Origin of the sequence: Microcoleus sp. ARI1-B5 (assembly GCF_036705795.1) — a bacterium.
GTDB lineage: Bacteria > Cyanobacteriota > Cyanobacteriia > Cyanobacteriales > Microcoleaceae > Microcoleus.
This window is the reverse complement of sequence record NZ_JAUBVK010000038.1, coordinates 13794-31167: the sequence shown is the minus strand read 5'-3', so window position 1 is coordinate 31167 and position 17374 is coordinate 13794. Positions and strand designations below refer to the sequence as shown.

Annotated in this window: 20 protein-coding genes and 1 other RNA gene; 6 read left to right on the top strand and 15 right to left on the bottom strand. The window is 46.4% G+C overall.

The window, feature by feature from the left end; translation table 11 throughout:
- Window positions 1-9: 9 nt before the first annotated feature.
- From QUB63_RS31145 to QUB63_RS31105, 9 genes are all read right to left on the bottom strand, one after another.
- Window positions 10-666 (bottom strand): Uma2 family endonuclease, encoded by a 657-nt coding sequence (locus tag QUB63_RS31145; RefSeq protein ID WP_332949239.1) that lies wholly within the window; start codon window positions 664-666, stop codon window positions 10-12.
- Window positions 656-2722, bottom strand: coding sequence for an AAA family ATPase (locus QUB63_RS31140; protein ID WP_332949238.1), 2067 nt, complete (start codon window positions 2720-2722; stop codon window positions 656-658). Before QUB63_RS31140 ends, QUB63_RS31145 begins: the two co-directional genes overlap by 11 nt.
- Window positions 2719-2994 carry a hypothetical protein gene (locus QUB63_RS31135; RefSeq protein WP_332949237.1) on the bottom strand — a complete coding sequence of 92 codons (276 nt, stop codon included), beginning with the start codon at window positions 2992-2994 and terminating at the stop codon, window positions 2719-2721. The genes QUB63_RS31140 and QUB63_RS31135 overlap by 4 nt, the downstream gene beginning before the upstream one ends.
- Before the next feature lie 328 nt (window positions 2995-3322).
- Window positions 3323-4750 (bottom strand): DNA phosphorothioation system restriction enzyme, encoded by a 1428-nt coding sequence (locus tag QUB63_RS31130; RefSeq protein ID WP_332949236.1) that lies wholly within the window; start codon window positions 4748-4750, stop codon window positions 3323-3325.
- A gap of 61 nt (window positions 4751-4811) precedes the next feature.
- Window positions 4812-5381 (bottom strand): Uma2 family endonuclease, encoded by a 570-nt coding sequence (locus QUB63_RS31125; RefSeq protein WP_332949235.1) that lies wholly within the window; start codon window positions 5379-5381, stop codon window positions 4812-4814.
- A 24-nt stretch (window positions 5382-5405) separates the two neighbouring features.
- Window positions 5406-5849 (bottom strand): hypothetical protein, encoded by a 444-nt coding sequence (locus QUB63_RS31120; RefSeq protein WP_332949234.1) that lies wholly within the window; start codon window positions 5847-5849, stop codon window positions 5406-5408.
- 317 nt (window positions 5850-6166) lie between these two features.
- A complete protein-coding gene (locus QUB63_RS31115) occupies window positions 6167-6550 on the bottom strand; it encodes a phasin family protein (protein WP_332949233.1) in 384 nt (127 codons plus the stop codon).
- 23 nt (window positions 6551-6573) lie between these two features.
- An RNA gene (gene ffs / locus QUB63_RS31110) (signal recognition particle sRNA small type) lies at window positions 6574-6670 on the bottom strand.
- Between the two features lie 23 nt (window positions 6671-6693).
- A complete protein-coding gene (locus tag QUB63_RS31105) occupies window positions 6694-6960 on the bottom strand; it encodes a YciI family protein (protein WP_293131564.1) in 267 nt (88 codons plus the stop codon).
- 128 nt (window positions 6961-7088) lie between these two features.
- On the opposite strand from QUB63_RS31105, the gene QUB63_RS31100 reads away from it, so the two are divergent.
- On the top strand, window positions 7089-7670 hold the full coding sequence (locus QUB63_RS31100; RefSeq protein ID WP_332949232.1) for a 2'-5' RNA ligase family protein: 582 nt from the start codon (window positions 7089-7091) through the stop codon (window positions 7668-7670).
- A gap of 234 nt (window positions 7671-7904) precedes the next feature.
- Here the strand turns inward: QUB63_RS31100 and QUB63_RS31095 are convergent, their stop codons facing one another.
- Window positions 7905-8591, bottom strand: coding sequence for a ComF family protein (locus QUB63_RS31095; protein ID WP_332949231.1), 687 nt, complete (start codon window positions 8589-8591; stop codon window positions 7905-7907).
- Between the two features lie 73 nt (window positions 8592-8664).
- Between QUB63_RS31095 and QUB63_RS31090 the strand changes: the two genes are divergently transcribed.
- The 3 genes from QUB63_RS31090 (at window position 8665) to QUB63_RS31080 (ending at window position 12920) form a co-directional block, all read left to right on the top strand.
- Window positions 8665-11109, top strand: a complete 2445-nt coding sequence (locus QUB63_RS31090; protein WP_332949230.1) for a putative PEP-binding protein — start codon at window positions 8665-8667, stop codon at window positions 11107-11109.
- Between the two features lie 216 nt (window positions 11110-11325).
- Window positions 11326-11772, top strand: coding sequence for a hypothetical protein (locus QUB63_RS31085; protein WP_332949229.1), 447 nt, complete (start codon window positions 11326-11328; stop codon window positions 11770-11772).
- 113 nt (window positions 11773-11885) lie between these two features.
- Window positions 11886-12920, top strand: a complete 1035-nt coding sequence (locus tag QUB63_RS31080) for a VOC family protein (RefSeq protein ID WP_332949228.1) — start codon at window positions 11886-11888, stop codon at window positions 12918-12920.
- 78 nt (window positions 12921-12998) lie between these two features.
- On the opposite strand, the gene QUB63_RS31075 is transcribed toward QUB63_RS31080, so the two are convergent.
- The 3 genes from QUB63_RS31075 to QUB63_RS31065 all read right to left on the bottom strand — a co-directional run bounded on the left by QUB63_RS31075 (window position 12999) and on the right by QUB63_RS31065 (window position 14611).
- Window positions 12999-13805, bottom strand: coding sequence for a DUF1838 domain-containing protein (locus tag QUB63_RS31075; protein WP_332949227.1), 807 nt, complete (start codon window positions 13803-13805; stop codon window positions 12999-13001).
- Between the two features lie 146 nt (window positions 13806-13951).
- A complete protein-coding gene (locus QUB63_RS31070; protein ID WP_332949267.1) occupies window positions 13952-14239 on the bottom strand; it encodes an RNA recognition motif domain-containing protein in 288 nt (95 codons plus the stop codon).
- 153 nt (window positions 14240-14392) lie between these two features.
- The gene (locus tag QUB63_RS31065) at window positions 14393-14611 is read right to left on the bottom strand and encodes a hypothetical protein (protein ID WP_332949226.1); all 219 of its coding nucleotides are present in this window, start codon (window positions 14609-14611) and stop codon (window positions 14393-14395) included.
- A 187-nt stretch (window positions 14612-14798) separates the two neighbouring features.
- Between QUB63_RS31065 and egtC the strand changes: the two genes are divergently transcribed.
- Together egtC and QUB63_RS31055 are read left to right on the top strand one after the other, a co-directional pair.
- Window positions 14799-15587: an ergothioneine biosynthesis protein EgtC gene (gene egtC / locus QUB63_RS31060; RefSeq protein ID WP_332949225.1), complete on the top strand. Its 789-nt coding sequence runs from the start codon at window positions 14799-14801 to the stop codon at window positions 15585-15587.
- Complete coding sequence (locus QUB63_RS31055; RefSeq protein WP_332949224.1) at window positions 15559-16917, top strand: SUMF1/EgtB/PvdO family nonheme iron enzyme; 1359 nt, start codon at window positions 15559-15561, stop codon at window positions 16915-16917. The genes egtC and QUB63_RS31055 overlap by 29 nt, the downstream gene beginning before the upstream one ends.
- Before the next feature lie 12 nt (window positions 16918-16929).
- Here QUB63_RS31055 and QUB63_RS31050 read toward each other — a convergent pair whose 3' ends face one another.
- A complete protein-coding gene (locus QUB63_RS31050) occupies window positions 16930-17160 on the bottom strand; it encodes a tautomerase family protein (RefSeq protein ID WP_332949223.1) in 231 nt (76 codons plus the stop codon).
- Between the two features lie 70 nt (window positions 17161-17230).
- Window positions 17231-17362, bottom strand: a complete 132-nt coding sequence (locus QUB63_RS31045) for a hypothetical protein (protein ID WP_332949222.1) — start codon at window positions 17360-17362, stop codon at window positions 17231-17233.
- Window positions 17363-17374 lie beyond the last annotated feature (12 nt).

Below are 17374 nucleotides of genomic sequence, written 5' to 3'. Positions count from 1 at the left end.
AAACTTCCTTCAACCTTGACTAAAAGTTTGAATCAACCAGCGATTAATTTCCCCATCATCTTGAGTTTGACTTCGATTCAAAGCTTCCTCAACTAACGCAATTTCCAGCCCCGGCAAAACCCGCGACTCTTGAATTCTACCGCTACCTCCGCCATTAATCGCAAAGGCAAAAACCTCCCGCGTGTTTGCACGTTCCACCCAATATTCACTAATTCCTGCATCTTCGTAAAGCAACCGCTTGTTACCCAAATCATCGCTAAAAGAAGATGCACCAATTTCTATTATCAAATTAGGCGGATCGTATTCATTCAAATTAACAGGTGAATTACTATCATTAGGAGGCCCTCTCAAATCCGAACCGATGTAGTAAGCTAGATCGGGTTGAAACTCACGAATACCTGTTTTGCGGAAACTGGCATTAGCAAATTGAACTACTCGGATATTTCTCAATGCAGCAAACAGAATAACTACATACGGGATAATTGAATTATGACGCGCGTGCAATGGCCCTATTGGTGACATTTCTACCCTCATGTGTTCTTGATAATAATAAAACTTGCCCTTTTCCCAAGCTGAATCGTCAGCGAAGGCTAGAAACTCTTCCCATGTCGCTTTCAGCCAAATATCCGTTTCCAAAACCTGCGTAATTACCGAATTAGAAGCCATAATCCACCTCTACTATTTCCGTATATTCAAATTCATTTGGACTGCGCTTAACTAAAGGATAGCGCATCCCGCCCAGGTCGATCGCATCTTCTTCGCAATCAGCCTTCGGAGAATTGTACACCAGCACGTATTCCTTACCGATGCAGCTTTCCATCTCTCTAGCAACTTCTCCGCGCCACTGAGTTTTCGTTACCAAAACTACCAATTGATTCGCCAATTTTGGCAACTTATTCGCAATTTGTTTCCGATAAATCTCGTCCAAACTGCCAAAGGGAGAATCCATGACAATCGGAAACGTACTGCTATCCGGGCCCATCAAAGTATTCTTTTGACTCCACTCGCGCACGCCCTCAATAATTCCGCCGATAAACGACAAACTGAGGATTTGATTTTCTCCGGTCGAAGCGGCTACTAAAGATTCTTTTCCCGACGTATTTTCTACTAGCGTCAGTTCGTATTTATCGCTCAACTTCGGGATGTACGGAGTAAAAGAAATTTGACTAAAAATATCTTGCACTCGCTTTTCTAACTGCGAACAAAACTGTTTTTCTAAGCGCGATCGCACTTCCGTTAGACGATCGATCGCATCCTGAGTCGCAGCAATCCGGCGCTGGGCCAATACTTGCCTTTGCTCGTTCAGTTGCTGCTTGTCAATTTGCTTGTCCAAAGCCGCCACCTGCACATTCAAACTCTCAATCTGCTGCTGGTTAGAGCCTGTTTCCCGGTGCAATTCACCAATTTTTGCCTCAATTTCATCCAAGCGCTTTTGCAAGCGGCTGACATCGCCGTCAGGAAAATTTTTCAGCTTGCTGTGAATATCATCTAACTGATTTTCCACCCGAGAAAGTTCGGCTCTATCGCGGCTGATATTGGCTTGCTGGCGGTCAATTTCCTCCCAAAAATCTGCCACTTGTCTATCAATTTCATTGACGCGATCGCTAATTCGGATAGTAGTTTCTTCCACATCGCCAACACCCGCTTTATCCATCCAACCGTTAACATTTTCGCACGCTTCTGAACCGGGAGGTAATTGGGCACCGCAAATACACCGCTGCTGGGCTAATAAGTTTTCCAAAAACGGCCGCCCAATCCCGGAAAGCAACTGGCCATTTTCCCGCAAATTACCAAAAATTAAGTTAAATTCAGCCGCCGCATCCGACAGAAATATCGTGTAACCGCGCCCAGAAATTGCTCGTTTTAGGGAATCAGAAGCCTGACTAATTTTTTCTTTAAATAAACTTCGTTGGCTTTCTAATTCGTCTCGCAATTTTTGCAATTCAGCAGCACCCTTGCGTTCGAGCAAATCAGCATTAACTGCTTGTTTTAATTCAGCTTGATGATTTAATTCGACCTGAATTTCTACTTGTCGTTGTGAAAGCTGCTCGGCTTCTTTTTGAAAGTTTTGTTTTTCTTTTAAGAGTTTTTTTATTTCGGAACCACCAATCATGATTAAATCTGTTTCCAGAGATTTTTTAGCATCTATTAAATGTTTGATAGAGCGATTCAGCACCTCTACTCCCAGCAATTCTTTGGTGGCTTCGGCAATTTCTGCTTTCTTATTATGCCGTACAATTTGCTCGATTCGCTCGCCATCAAAAAAGAAATATTGATGCAAACTTTCTGGCAAAATTCGTCCGATAATATCATCTGGATGCTGCGCTGTTGGAATCCAGCGACCGTCATCTTTGGCTACTTGTAGGAACAATTCGCCTTTGATGTGTTCTACTGAATTTTCAGTTTTATATGCGCGACAAACACGCCGGGCTTGGTAGCGTTTGCTGTCATGTTCAAACACAATTTCTGCCCAACAACCTACAGCTTTTCCCATTTCAGCTTCAGCAAGAGCGCGCTTGTTTACTAAGTGTTCTTCCGCAGCAAAAGCTGCACTAAATTTTCCGTACAGCACCCAGGTAAAGGCATTCATTAAGGCTGTTTTTCCCGAACCGTTATTGCCATGAATTACTGTGATATTTCTCTCGCCCCCGGCTAGTTTTATTTCGGGACTTTTGCCATAAAATTGCCGAAAATTGCAGAGAACTATTGAAATCAATTTCATACAATTGCTTCCTTAATGATTTTCAAAATGTCATCGCTAATATAGCGCGGAGATTTCATGTAAAGTTTATCTTTTTCAAGTTCCAATACCTGCTCGATAATTTGTCGGACTTCCGGCGGCGCGCTCGTAATTGGTTGCTGTACGTCGCTCACATCTTTGTCAGTGTGATAACCCGAACGCTTTTCTGCTAAAATGGCGATCGGTACGGGCGCGATCGCACTATCTTCATATCTAAAAGCCCTAATCAGATTTTCATTCAGATTTTCAGTCATAAGAAGAAGGAAGTTCGGCCAACGAGCAGTGTACGGGATGTAACGGATGTAACGGATAGAAGGAAGAATGCTTATAGAGTTTGCTTTTGAGTTATCTGTATTTGACGTTTAATTAGGTGAATTTACTTATTATATTGCAAAAATCAAAAGCTACAGGGTTACGCAGAGGAGGAGAAACCCGGTTTCTACGAGTTTTGCTCTCCCCTCACGAGAAATCTACAAAGAAACCGGGTTTCTGAAGTCGGCGCGCGATCGCAAACTCAACTAACAACTCAAACTGCCATAAAATAATTCTATCTTTTTAAGATAAACCGAACCTGAATAAATGTCAAATATCTAACAGCCCATAGCGCCTCTGAATTTGCAGCAATTTCACCCTAGCTTCCCCAGCATTGTCAGCTAAATCGGCAAATTCCAAGAACCGCCTCAACTCTTTTCGCAGCAAGTTGCGCTCAACTTCTAAGGTTTCTCTCCCCAAATCGGGAGGCATAACAATCATGTCAAATAAAGTTGCCCTTTCCTTCCCCGGATGCGGGCGCAAAATTCGTCCCCTGCGCTGAATAAACTGGCGCGGATTGCTGCTGCTTGCTAAAATTACAGCATTGCGAATTGCTGGAATATCAACGCCTTCATCCAAACAGCGAATTGCTACTAAACCTTGCAATTCTCCGCTTTCAAATTGTTGGCGCAATCGTTCTCTTTCTGCTACCGGAGTCGCCGCCGTATAAGTGTTAACTCGATAGCCTAATTCTGAACCCAATAATTTCGCGGTTTCTGTGAGTTGGCGGTTGTTACTTCGGCGCGCACCTGCTTCGATAGAGCCGTCGCCGCAGTAAAATAAAGTGTGGGCTGTGTCGAGACGGTGCATCATTAGTTCTCGCAACGCTGTTAATTTATTAGCCGCCGCCCCAATCAACCTAGCCCGCTGCATTAATAAGGTTGTTAAAGCATCATTTTGTTCTACTTTTTCCTCGCCCGACAGCGCCCAGCCAATTTTTTTAGTTAAGTAGGAATATTTGCGGGTTTCGGATTCGGTCAATTCGACTAAAATCGGATAGTATAAATAATGTACTAATGCTTTTTGGCGGATGGCATCGGCTAAGGTCAGTTCGGGCTGCAAAACTGGGCCGAAATAATCTAAAATAGCTTCGGTTCCTTGTTCGTCGAAGTGTCTTTCTGGGGTGGCGGAAAGGGCGAGGCGCAATCCAATATTGCGCGGCAAACTTTCTCCTAAACGGGGCGCGCCTAAGTTGTGAACTTCGTCTCCAATAATTAGGGTTTTTTCTGGGAAATAGCGGATTTGCGATCGCAAGCTATCCAACATTAATGTGGCGTTTGTCGTTATAATTGTCAGAAATCCGCGTGAAGCGCAGCTATCCCGTAGGGAATCGCCAGTTAGCGAAGCCCTCGAAGAGGCTCGCACTTCATACAAACCCGCCGCCAGCTTATTTTGCCAACTGCGGGCGCTATCAAAGGCCAAAATAGGTTTTAAACCAAATTTCTCCGATTCGCGCGCCCACTGATTCACCAGATGGCAGTACGGGCAAATTACCAGCAGGACTTGCAGGTTAATTTTATTGTACAATTCAGTGGCGATCGCCAGCGCAGTAATCGTCTTGCCGCTACCCGTCGCCATCTTCAGCGTACCGCGTCCCTGATTGGCAAACCAATTATCAACCGCCTGTTGCTGATACTGCCGCAATTGCAGCGATGGCGGCATCCTCGGAAACCCAGATTGCACATGATTAGCCGCCATTGCGATTCACCTTTAAATGCTGTTAGATGCAACATTACCCCGATTCAACTGTAACTCATTTCTAACTAAAACTTAACAGCTCAAACAAATTTGCCGCCGACAATTGCAAATCCGACAGCACATCAAGTACGGGTAAAACATCTTCATTCTCTTTAATCTCAGGTTCCTGCTGCGGTTTAAAAACAATTACCAATTCTTCTTCCGGGTCTATCAGCCAACCTAATTTAGTATGATTCTTGAGGCAAAACAGAATCTTATTAATTACGCGAGTTGAACTTTGCTCCGGCGATAAAATCTCAATTGTCCAATCCGGTGCAATTTCAAACCTATTTTCAATTTTTCCCTGAGAATTCAGAGGAATGCGCGACCACTCGAAAACTGCGATATCTGGAACAATAGAACGTCCATCAAAAGAGCAGCGCAATTCTGGAAACGCATAAGCTAACTTCTGCGGTTTACCAACTCGATTAATAACAGATGGAAACTCGAATTGTAACGTACTGTGTTTTCCTTGCGGCATATCTTTTTGATAAATTTGACCGTCAACATATTCGCTAGCCGGCTTAGTTTCTGGTAGCAGCAAAAACTCTTCCAGAGAAATCTTGGAGGGAGACTCAATTGACGTTAACATAAGCAAATAAACCCTCAAAAACTCTTAAAAATTCACATCGCCGTCAGTTTCCCAATCAGGACAACTATCCGATTCCACACCCTTCGGGTGCATCGCACAAACCAACAAATTCCCGCCGTAAACTTGACCGTGATAGTTAGTGCAACCGCGACAAACGGGATGCTGCGTCGGCGAAGGGTCTACATAAGTCACCATCGACAAATCTATCTCGTCAAACTCCGGGTCGAAGTCCCGGCAAATTTCAATTATGGGTTCGAGAAATTCATTAAAATAACCGTCAAATTCATTAAAATAACCGTCAACCTCAGTAATCAGGTTATTTTGTACTTGTTCTGTAAACTCTTCCGAAATCTTTGCCAAAACGTCCAGCATTTCGACAAACTCTTCGCCGATCTCGGTGAAAAAATGCTCTACTTCAGAAACAGCATTTTCCATTACTTCAAAAAAATCTTTAGACCAATCTTCCATGAATTTGACAGGTTGTTATTGCAAAATATTTAACAGACAGGTGCAGCCAGCCTCATGCGAAGCGATCGCACCTACTCTCAATTCTATAGTCCAGGAAGCACGGGTGACTAGAAACCGGGTTTTTAAACGAAAATACTTGCCGATCGCCCTCAATAAGAGTTTAAAAACCCGGTTTCTTGGTTGGTAGTGCATCCAGAACCATTCTATTACCTAATGCCCGATATTCATCCACATCAGACTTGGGAGATATTCAAAAAGGGAACTCAAGATTACGATCCTGAGTTCCCTTCATGCTTTGCTGTGCGAGATTTTTCAGCTTAATCGCGCTTCAGCCGCCGCAATTCATCTTGTAAATTCTGCACCTGTTCGCGGAGCTTGTCTACGCCGCCAGTTTCTTTAGCATCTTTTGCCGAAACATCTTCTTCCTCAGAAACAATTTCAATCCGCCGAGGTTCAGCCGGTTTTTTGTCTCCAGCGGGTTCTACTGGCGGTTGCTGCTGCTGAGCCTGTTGCACCATATCATCAACAAAGCGACGAGCTTCTTCCGTTGACATCTCGCCCCGCTTCACCAGTTCATCTGCCAGCTTTTGAGCTTCAGTGCGCAATTCAGTTAACTTGCTGCCAGCTTTTTCACCAGCGTAGGAAGCTAGCCCGACACCAAGGTAAACTGCTTTTTGTAAAATATCTCCGAAACCAGGCATAGGAACTACACCTCATAAAACTGGGTGAACCGGAGACCACGCCTATTACAAGCATCCCGTGTTGCTGCTACCTTCCGGTCCTGACAAGATTTGGGCGTTGGAATCGCGTGGGTCCAGTTCATTTATGAGTATAGCACAGTTATTTATTCTTCAACCACACACCAGTGATAAATTTCATAAATAACGCAACCGTTCTTCACCAGAGGGTCTTCAGCGACGATCGCCTTCGCCTCATCCATCGAACCCGCCTCAAACATCAACATACCGCCGCCCCGCCTAGCCCAGTAGCCAGTTTTCGCTCGGTGTCCTTTAGAAATCAAATCTCGGACATAAGCTCTGTGAGCTGGCACGTACTGGTCAAAGACAGGCTTTTCCACAATTCCTTGTTCAATTTTGACAAACCAAGGCATTTTAAATTTTAGATTTTAGATTTTGGATTTGGGATTGTAGATTGGGAATGGGGTTTTTGGTACGGCGCATTGAGTAAATACTCGATCGCCCGTACTCCACCGTTCCTTCCTCACTGCGATGCTATCCTATGAACCCGTCAAAACAGCGATTTTTTATTGCTTTAGTGCCGCCGGACGATCTTCAAAACCACATTACTCAGATTAAACTGTATTTTGCGGAACACTACAACAGCCGCGGTGCGTTGAACTCGCCGCCCCACGTCACGCTACAACCTACTTTTGAATGGCCAGGGGCGGATGTTCCCAAATTAGAGGAAAGTTTGAAGCGGTTTTCGGCAAACCGGCAGCCAATTCCCGTTACTCTATCAGGATTTGCGGTTTTCGCGCCCCGCGTCATTTACGCTGATGTCGTGAAATCGCCCCAATTGCTGGAGATGCAAAGAGATTTGATGAGTTATTTGGAGGCAAATTTGGGAATTGTCCATCCAGTTTCTCAGACTCGCCCATTTGTACCGCACATGACTGTAGCGTTTCGCGATTTAACAAAGGAGAATTTTCAAACGGCTTGGTTAGAATTTTCCGGGCGCGAGATCCACTTTGAGTTTACCGCAGAGGCGTTAACTTTGCTGCTTCACGACGGCAGCCGCTGGAACATCAGCAAGCACTTTCCGCTGAATGTCCAGCCTCCAAAAATTCTAAATCAACCCTGAACACTCTTCCTTCTCTACTCTTTCTTCGCGTACTTCGCGTCTTCTTGCTTTCGTTTTCCCAAAAAAACTTGTGAGCAAATCATCGATAGTTTCAGGGCTTACGCATCGGGGGCGAGAAACCGGGTTTCTACGAGTTTTTGCATTTAGTGACGAGAAATATTCGTAGAAACCCGGTTTCTTCGGACTTGCAAGTGCGTCCGCTACGAACCTGTTTGAAGTTAAAGGCAAAACAGCTTACCGATCGCGCTTATTAGGAGTTGCAAGCGCCACAGTTCCGTAAACCGAAATTCCCGACTCTTTCAGAGTTTTAATTGCCGACTTCACCGTAGTACCGCTAGTGTAAATATCATCAACTAACAGCACTCGATCGCGGGGGAGACGGCGCCGAAAATCTTTCCCCAAACTTAAAGCATCTTTCATTTCAGCTTTTCGCTGCTGCGGTGTCAGAGCGAATAAAGCCTGAGTATTTTTCACCCGCTCCAAACCGTGCCGCTGCAAAGGCAAACCCGTCAGCTCGCAAAAACTTTCAGCCAACAGTTCCGCCTGGTTAAAACCGCGCTCTTTGAGCTTTTCTGGGTGCAGGGGAATCGGTACAACTGTTAGATTATCAAGGGCTATTTCGGGAAAACTCAGCCAAGCTTCTGCCAGCCAGCCGCCGAGAGGTTTGGCTAATTGCGGATTGCCTTCATATTTCAAAGCTGCGATCGCCCGTTTGAGAGTCCCGCCGTACTCGCCCCACACAAAAACACGCTGCTGTGAATCCCAAAATCGACCGGAATCGGCTAACTGACATCGCTGAAGTTGCTTGTGACAGTACCCACAAAACTCTCCGGCGGCCGATCGCTGACAAAGAGGACACTTAGACTTAAGAAATAGATTGAGAAAAGATTTGACCAATCCCGTCCATTTTCGCTTGTTCATCCTAAAATTGTGGTATGTGATTAATGAGAAAAACTATCAAAATTAAATTTGTTTCCAAGGACAGGCTCTGGGCGTGACAAACCTCTACTGGCTAGACAAAATTAAACCTTCAGACCGAGATGCAGTGGGAGAAAAAGCATTTTACTTGAGCTGTTTGCTTCAGAAAAATCATCCCGCTGTACCGGGTTTTGTCGTGCCGGCTACAACATTTTGGCAGTTTTTAGAGTCGATCGACTGGCTAGAACCGCTGTTTGCTGACTGGCCCCACTCTTCCCTGCACTTGAATGTCGATGAACCCAGACAACTGCAATCCATCGCCCGCAGCATCCGCCACCAAATCCTCGCAGCCAAACTGCCAGATTCGCTGCTCTCGGGCCTAGAGTCTGCTGTTGCTCAACTCAACTCCCAAGCCTTAATTTTTCGCCCTTCCCTGACGAACCGGAGCCCCAAAACAGCCGGAATCCTGGAATCTCACGCAGCGGGCCCAGAACCAGAAGCCATCGAGGCCGGACTCAAACGAGCTTGGGCAGAACTGTTCAGAGCCAGAAGTCTATTTTACTGGCAGCGGTGCGGCATGAAGATACAGCAAATCAATCCCGCAGTTTTGGTGCAGCCAATCTTCCCAGCCATCGCCGCGGGCGAGGTAAAAACTAACTGCGGTGCAGCGTGGGAAATCCAAGCCACCAGCGGTTTGGGAATGTCCCTGGCTCGGGGAGAAACCATCCCCGATTACTATCAAGTGCAGCCGGAAACAGGGGCGGTTAAATTCCAGCGGCTCGGTTACAAAACATTAGCGTACCATCTCAAAGCGGACGCGGGAAAACCGAAAAAAAACCCGCAGATAGAGAATTGGGAAAGCAGACAAATTCCCAATTCTGCATTCATAATTCCTGATGGTGCTGGCAGTTGCGTGGAACTTTGGGCGCTGGGAGAGAAAGCACAAAATGAATACGTTTTAGACGAATCGCAACTGCAAAAAATCCTGGAATTGAGCAAAAAAGTAATCGCCGAATTTGAGTCTGATTTAATCTTGGAGTGGACGCTCGATCGGACAGCAAACAGTGGCGAACCGCAGTTTTATTTTACTCGAGTTCGTCTTTTGAAACGGGAAAAAGTCGCGCCCGCACGGGAAAATCCGATCGCCAAAACCAGAACTCCTGCGATCCTCAAAGGTTTGGCCGCCGCCTCAGGAAAAGCCGAAGCAATTGCCCAAGTGATGACTAATTCCCACCCCGAAAACGCCCAATTCTTAGCCGGAAGCATTTTGGTCGCCCGGACAATCGACCCCAATTGGCTGCCTTGGTTGAAAGTTGCTGCGGGGATAGTTGCGGAACAAGGAGGCATGACAGGCCACGGTGCCATTTTAGCGAGAGAATTGGGGATTCCCGCTGTTGTGGGAGTTGCCGGGGCGACTCGGACGATCGCCTCTGGCGATTCGGTGTTGGTAGACGGCGATAGCGGAGAAGTTTTTGCCCTCGCCCAACATCCGGCGATCGACACAGCAGACAGCGGCCGGCTTGAGGAAACAGCAGAAAATGAAGAACTATACAGTACAGCAGCAAAAATGTCAATAGCCAACCACCAATTTTCAACATCAGAGCGATCGTCCAATCCCGCGTCTAAACCTCGACGGGCTGAGTCTGCCGAATATGTTTGGGGCGCGCCAACGGCGACTCAACTGCTAGTTAACGTCAGCCAAACGAGTTCGATCGACCGCCTCAAAAATCTGCCAATAGACGGCATCGGATTGCTGCGATCGGAATTAATGGCATTAGAAGCTTTGGACTGTCAAAACCCCAAAATTTGGCTGCAAGACCACCGCCAATCGGAATTTGTCGATCGAATGGCGGATTGCCTCAGTTTATTTGCAGCAGCAGTGGAGCCGCAGCCGATATTTTATCGCTCTCTCGATTTGCGCGAATCAGGAGCCCACGGTAGTTTCAGCGATACCTTTGAACCGGAGTTATTTGATTGGGAGTTGTCCGTACTTCAAAAAGTCTGCGAGTCAGGCCATACAAATATCAATTTAATTTTGCCTTTCGTGCGCTCTGTGGACGAGTTTGTCTACTGCCGCCAGCGCTTAGAAACAATTTGGAAAAATCGGCCTGCCCAGTTTCAACTGTGGATTATGGCGGAAGTTCCTTCGGTGTTATTTTTATTGCCAGATTACGTAAAAGCCGGAGTTCAAGGAATTTCCATCGGCACCAACGATTTAACTCAATTTCTGTTAGGCATTCACCGCAACTCCCAACAGGTAGCAGGTGGTTTTAACGGGCGCGATCGAGCTGTGATGAAGGCGATCGAACAATTAATCCGAGAAGCCCGGGCTGCGGGCATTCCTTGCTCGATCTGCGGCGACGCTCCAGCCTTGTATCCCGAGACAGTTGAATCCTTGGTGCGGTGGGGAATTTCGTCTATTTCGGTGAATGTGGATGCTGCTGAACAGACTTGCAGGGCGATCGCCCGTGCGGAACAGCGCCTGCTCCTAGAAGCCGCTCGATCGATCGTTAACAATTAGCGTCCCGCCAACCCCGTACAAAAATTATTATTCCGATGCAAACAGCAACAATATTAACCGCGATTACAAAAACCCAGTTTCTGAATAGATAGATCGCCCTCAACCCCTGACTTTTACTGTTGTACCGGGTTTGAGAACCCTTGTCATCAATTAAAAACATCCGATTTTCAAGCTAAGATAGAAATATCACCCACACTTTAACCGGAGGTAGAAACAGTGAAATCAAAAATTATTGCTGCGGTTGCAATACTTGCCGCCCTCGGCTCTCTGCATCCCCATCCAGCATTATCTCAACCAGCAACAGACGGCGGCGTAAAACCGGGATTCTGGCAACCTCAAGCGCAGGTTGACACTACTCGCAACATCACCCTCAGACTGTTAAATGAAACCGGATTAAACCTAGAATACGGTCAATCAGGTGTCGGATTGTCATCCTTGGCTGTGGGAGCCAGCAAAAACATCATGGTTCGCGTCAGCAACCGCACCGCCGACATTGCCAATATTCCGATTAATGTCAAAGGAGGAAGCACAACTTTAAAATACGACTATAATGTTGATGCCAAGCAAAACATTGTGACGGTTCGCATCAGCACTTCCGACGGTCGAACCAGACAAGATAGGTCAGTATATATAGATGAAAAAGGGCGAGTTTACTCTTTCTAAAACAGACGCTGAGCGACCCGGTTTCTCCTGATAAATCTTGGTTTTAGCAGCAAGGTATTCGAGCAGAAATCGGGTTGCTCGACATCCCGCCCGCAAATTATGTCTCAAAAAATATGAATCAAGTACAGCCGGTTGGCATCGCAGGCATTTATGAAATGTGTATCGGGGTTACTGATGCGCTTCCACAAATTCAATACTGGGAGCAATTTGGATATCGCATCGGTGAAATCGGAGAATTATCGGCATCGGTGGCTGCCGAATTGTATGGAGTTTGTTCAAAAGTGCGATCCGTGCGGCTCGAACACCAAGATGCAGATCACGGATTAATTCGCTTGATGGTTTGGGAAAAACCTAGAAATAACGGCTTGCAAATGTCGTCTATGAAGGTAAAAGGCAACCGTTGGGCAACTACTTTAACTGCTGATTTGTTGAATATTCTCAACCATGCCGAAGATGCCCAGTCGGCAAATTTGCCTGTGAAATATACCTCTCCCCGCTGGGAGGTTATTTACAACAAAGAGCGCAAAGCGCGTCCTTTTGTCGGGGCGGCTGTCGGGGTACGCGAGATGATGTTGTTGCAGCCTTTGACTCGGCAAGTTTTTTTTCAAAGATTCAACTATGCCCTGCCCAATTACGGAAAAATCAATGAAAATGCTTTTTTCAAAACGAGTCAAATTACCCACATGGGCATGATAATTCAAGATGACAGCAAAGAAACATTGTTGTTTTATGAAGAAGTTCTGGGCTTGATTCGCGCCCGCGATGATGTAGAAACTACTTTTGAATCTTCCCTCGCGGGAAGGGAGATTTTCGATCTTCACCCGGGCGAAAAATTTGTGGTGACGGCTTTTGACGATCCGCGATCGTCCAAAACAGATTTTGCAGCCGCGCGATCGGGTAGACTGTATATTCTGAGGTTCCCGAGTTCGATCGCCCTAGACGATGGAGTCGATCGCGCTCGAACCGGCTGTTTGGGAATGTCGCTGTACACCTATCGAGTGTCTAGCATCCCAGAATACTTTCACCGAGTCCAAGCCAGCAACGCCCAAAAAATCACCGAAATAGTCCCTAATGAATTTGGAGAACCGAGTTTTTCCTTTATCGCCCCTGACGGCTATTTCTGGACATTAATAGAATCAGCTTCGTAGTTAAGAATGCCAGCCATCAGATTTTGAGGAATAGCTGCATTCCCAACTTCGCACCAATTTTACGATCGTATTATGAGTTTATTCTGCTGCTGCTGGCAAAGGAAATCTTTCACCTGCGAGATAAGCATCAAAGTTTTTCTGAAAATAAATCCAAGAAGTCATATCTTCTACATCTAATTGCGATTTCGGCGCATCTTTATACAAAGGAATGCGAGTCCTAATTTCATCTTGCAGCAATTGAGGTAAATCTGTCCAACTTTGGACTTTAGAACCAGTGGCGCTGTAAATCATGTTACCGGGCAGATTTCCCATTTTCATCCACGCCAGCCACGGCCCAATTCTATCCCAACTCAGAATTACTTGAGAAACTGAAACAAGTTCGGGATCTAATAATTCCGCCGTGGGTACTGTCAGCTTAAACAACTCCGCAGCTTGATAAATGGGATTTGGACTGTAATCAGCAAATCTCGGTTCTTCAGCTAAAGGATTGGGATAGTTGGGAAATAAGTCAAAGCTAAAAGTTGTAATTTCTCCATCTACTTTCGCCGGGAAAATTCCCTTAAAATCACCTTGAACGGGGTTGTTAGCAACGTGTGCAACTGTGAGGACTTCTCCTGTCCAAGGGTTCTGCCATTTGTGGAGAATTTCTCCGCTGTTGGGATCGAGATAGTAAGTTAGTTCTCGCGAGGTGAATTTCCAGCCGCCATCGCCGTCAGCAATACACCTGCTCGCACTCATCCCAACTATTTTGAACAAGCGCTTTTTCGGTTCGTTGGGAACAAAAGAGTAAATCGCGCCGTTCCAGGTGAGAAATGTGGCTTCACCGTCCAGGGAACTGCGGGTTTTCACCCATTCCTTGGCATCAAATTCTTGTACTAAAACCATACCGCAGGCTCCTGTAAGGGTCGATGTTTTTGTGCAGCGGATTTGACATTTCCTGCTTGCGAGTCAACTGCTGCTAACAATGCGGGGCTAATGGCGCGCTTGCTATCAGGTGAGTTCCGACAAAATGTCAACCGCCGCACCGCGGACTAATATTCGCTGTTCCTGTTGATACCGGCGCCTCGATTTCCCTCTTCTTTGGGTTTAGCTTTGTTGACTCGCAAGGGGCGCCCCATCCACTCTGCACCGTCTAATTCGGTAATTGCAGCGTCTTCTTGGGCATCTTCCATCATCTCAACAAATGCAAAACCGCGCATCCGACCGGTTTCCCTGTCGGTAGGTAAGACAACTCGCTTGACTGTGCCGTACTCTGCAAATACTGATTTCAGGTCTTCTTCGGTGGCGCGGTAGGACAAATTTCCAATATAGATAGTCATGTCGATCGAACTGAACTTGTTGTGCATACATAATAACCGATTGATTTGACACTCAAGTGCCATTGGGCTGACAACTGGACAATCGCATCTAACTACAAGGGCCTGCCGCACTGACAAGCCCTTTGTACTGACTGCAATAGTTAGTGCTTTTGCTTAGTCGATCGAGATCGACTGAGGCCCCGTGCTTTTAGCGTTGGTGGCTTCGGCTGCGCCAGGAGTGTAGGAAGTTGAACCGGCTTGTTCGTCGATCCAGCTTCTAACGGGATCTTCGTGAAGGTTGAGTCGAAGCAGGCCAGAAAAAAATCCGCCCGCAAAGGCGATCGGCTGTTGGATCAATTCTTTGACCACTGGGATGAGTTCGTCGAGGAACATTCAAGAGTCTCCTTGTGCTGCTGGGGTTCTACCTTTACTGTACCGTTTGTACCGCGATGCTGGCAGCGACCTGCAAAAAACTGGCCCTCTCAGTGTTGAAGATGGGCGATCCTCTTCGAGGGCTTCGCTAACGGGCAATTTATCGGCTAATGGACTAAAATGCTAATCTGTATGCTTACAAAATTTTATGTGCCGTTTGCTTGGCTACGTCGGGGAGCCGATTTTACTCGATACTATTCTGTACAAGCCGGAACATTCGCTAATTGTGCAGAGTTACGAGCCCCGCGAAATGACTTCTGGCCTGGTCAACGCTGACGGGTTTGGTATTGGTTGGTATCACCCCCACCTAGATACTGACCCGTTTACCTATAAAAATGTACAGCCAATTTGGAACGACATCAATCTGCCGAGTATCAGCCGATACGTTGAATCCGGCTGCGCGATCGGATACGTTCGCAGCGCAACTTCAGGACAAGCTCTAGATTTGAGCAACTGTCAGCCGTTTGGGCGCGATCGCCTGTTGTTCGTACACAACGGCTTCGTGCAGAATTTTCGGAAAACTCTTTACAGACCAATTCGCGATCGGCTGTGCGATACCGTTTATCAATCCATTAACGGTACTACAGATTCCGAGCACATTTTCGGCTTATTTGTCAATGAATTGACCAACACAAATCTGACTCTAGAAGCTGCTTTGCAAAACTCCCTGAAAACCTTAGCTGAGCTAGCAAACGTTCACCAAGTAGAATTTTCAGCTAATATCATTATCAGCGACGGACACCAGCTCGTGGCCTCTCGCTTTGCTTCCCCAAAAGCCCCTCCTTCCCTTTATTGGCTGCGAGACGATCCAAATTTCCCGAATTCTGTCATCATTGCTTCTGAGCCTTTATTTGCTGGCAATTGGCACGAGTGTCCAGAAGAGAGCATTATCAGTACGGGAGCAGACGGTGATATCGAAATCTATCCAATCTTCTAGAGAGGGAATTTATCAGGATTTGCAGCAGTGTCGCCGCGGCACTTTCAAGCTATTTGCAGACATCGATTACGATACTTTCTGCCGTCAAGCTCATCCTGATTTCAGCCCGGTGGGCTGGCACTTAGGCCACATTGCTTATACTGAGGATTTGTGGCTGTTGCAGCGGTGTGCTGGGTTAAAGCCTGTTTTTCCTGAGTATCACCAACTGTTTGCTGCGGATATTTTGCCGAAAAAACAACGGGTTTTTTTGCCTGCGTTACCAGAAGTTGAATTGTATCTGGATGCGGTGAGAAAAAAGGTGTTAGATTATTTGGAAGTTGCGCCGATCGCCCAGCAAGAACGTCTCTGGCGGTTTATTATTCAGCACGAAAGCCAGCACTGCGAAACTGTTGCTTTTGTGTTGCAAATGCAAAGGAAGGAAGAAGGAAGATTGGCAACGGATTTTGTAGCGGATGTAACGGATGTAATGGATAGAAGCAAGGAGGAGAAAGAAAGATTAATTACTGATTGCCGATTACCGATTCCCAATTCCCAATTCCCAATTACCGCTCGCCAATTACCAATTACCCATTACCAATTACCCATTACCGATTCCCCAGAGATCGATATTCCGGGCGGGGAATTTTATATGGGAAGCGATGCTGCTGAGGCTTTGGATAACGAGCGATCGCGCCACTTGTGTTATTTAGAAGCATACGCGATCGATCGCTATCCCGTCACTTGCGGTCAATACCGAGATTTTATGACATCCGGCGGCTATCAAAACCGCGATTGGTGGTCTGCTGAGGGCTGGGAATGGCAAAAAGTTCATTTAGTCGATCGCCCGCTTTACTGGTCAGAAAATCCAGCTTTCAGCAACCATCCAGTTTGCGGCGTCAGTTGGTACGAAGCCGAAGCTTACTGCAACTTCGCCGGCAAGCGTTTACCATCGGAAGCCGAATGGGAAAAAGCTGCCAGTTGGGATGCCGCAAATCAGAGGAAACTTACCTATCCTTGGGGAGAAGCACAGCCAAATGCCAGCCTGTGCAATCACGGCAATCATCTTGCCAATACCTCCCCCGTTGATGCCTTTCCCAAGGGAGCAAGTGCAGCGGGCTGCTGCGATATGTTGGGCAATGTTTGGGAGTGGACAGCTTCAACCTTTGACGCCTATCCGGGATTTGAAAGTTATCCTTACAGGGGATACTCGGAAGTTTATTTTGATGGAGAGCACCGGGTTTTAAAAGGTGGGAGTTGGGCTACTTTTCCTCAGGCACTGCGATCGAGTTTTCGGAATTGGTACTATCCGGGCGTGCGGCAAATTATCGCTGGTTTTCGCTGCGCTCGATGATTTTGTCAGTTATTAAACAAGTTTTTTCGGTGTTTCATCAGTGGAGGTTTGCTGTTTCTTCCAGTCGTCTGTTAGTAGCCCTGAGAATCCCCAGTCTTCTTCTGCAATTTCTTGGATGACGATATGCGTATGTTCTGGCTTTTTGCCAAGAATGCGTACCAGTGAGTCAGTCACTTCTTTGACAAGTTGAGCTTTCTGCTCTCTGGTAGCACCTTGCGTAATCTGAATGTTGACGTATGGCATTGTGATTTCTTGAATCTCAAGAGTCAATACAAACTGACCGCTATTTTATCAGCCTTTGTAAGGCTTAGACTTACAATAGATAATTTATAATTTTCAATTTGAGGAGCGATCGCCATTCGGTGAGAAAATACAGAACGGAGATCGGCATGAAAAATCCGGCTTGAGCGCGATATCTGGCAACGCGACTGCGTGCTATACCCATTTGTGCATCTTA

Excerpts from the sequence above, each read along its gene's own strand:
- QUB63_RS31145 (WP_332949239.1), bottom strand. The coding sequence starts at position 666 with ATGGCTTCTAATTCGGTAATTACGCAGGTTTTGGAAACGGATATTTGG.
- QUB63_RS31140 (WP_332949238.1), bottom strand. The coding sequence starts at position 2,722 with ATGAAATTGATTTCAATAGTTCTCTGCAATTTTCGGCAATTTTATGGC.
- QUB63_RS31135 (WP_332949237.1), bottom strand. The coding sequence starts at position 2,994 with ATGACTGAAAATCTGAATGAAAATCTGATTAGGGCTTTTAGATATGAA.
- QUB63_RS31130 (WP_332949236.1), bottom strand. The coding sequence starts at position 4,750 with ATGGCGGCTAATCATGTGCAATCTGGGTTTCCGAGGATGCCGCCATCG.
- QUB63_RS31125 (WP_332949235.1), bottom strand. The coding sequence starts at position 5,381 with ATGTTAACGTCAATTGAGTCTCCCTCCAAGATTTCTCTGGAAGAGTTT.
- QUB63_RS31120 (WP_332949234.1), bottom strand. The coding sequence starts at position 5,849 with ATGGAAGATTGGTCTAAAGATTTTTTTGAAGTAATGGAAAATGCTGTT.
- QUB63_RS31115 (WP_332949233.1), bottom strand. The coding sequence starts at position 6,550 with ATGCCTGGTTTCGGAGATATTTTACAAAAAGCAGTTTACCTTGGTGTC.
- QUB63_RS31105 (WP_293131564.1), bottom strand. The coding sequence starts at position 6,960 with ATGCCTTGGTTTGTCAAAATTGAACAAGGAATTGTGGAAAAGCCTGTC.
- QUB63_RS31100 (WP_332949232.1), top strand. The coding sequence starts at position 7,089 with ATGAACCCGTCAAAACAGCGATTTTTTATTGCTTTAGTGCCGCCGGAC.
- QUB63_RS31095 (WP_332949231.1), bottom strand. The coding sequence starts at position 8,591 with ATGAACAAGCGAAAATGGACGGGATTGGTCAAATCTTTTCTCAATCTA.
- QUB63_RS31080 (WP_332949228.1), top strand. The coding sequence starts at position 11,886 with ATGAATCAAGTACAGCCGGTTGGCATCGCAGGCATTTATGAAATGTGT.
- QUB63_RS31075 (WP_332949227.1), bottom strand. The coding sequence starts at position 13,805 with ATGGTTTTAGTACAAGAATTTGATGCCAAGGAATGGGTGAAAACCCGC.
- QUB63_RS31070 (WP_332949267.1), bottom strand. The coding sequence starts at position 14,239 with ATGACTATCTATATTGGAAATTTGTCCTACCGCGCCACCGAAGAAGAC.
- QUB63_RS31065 (WP_332949226.1), bottom strand. The coding sequence starts at position 14,611 with ATGTTCCTCGACGAACTCATCCCAGTGGTCAAAGAATTGATCCAACAG.
- egtC (WP_332949225.1), top strand. The coding sequence starts at position 14,799 with ATGTGCCGTTTGCTTGGCTACGTCGGGGAGCCGATTTTACTCGATACT.
- QUB63_RS31050 (WP_332949223.1), bottom strand. The coding sequence starts at position 17,160 with ATGCCATACGTCAACATTCAGATTACGCAAGGTGCTACCAGAGAGCAG.
- QUB63_RS31045 (WP_332949222.1), bottom strand. The coding sequence starts at position 17,362 with ATGGGTATAGCACGCAGTCGCGTTGCCAGATATCGCGCTCAAGCCGGA.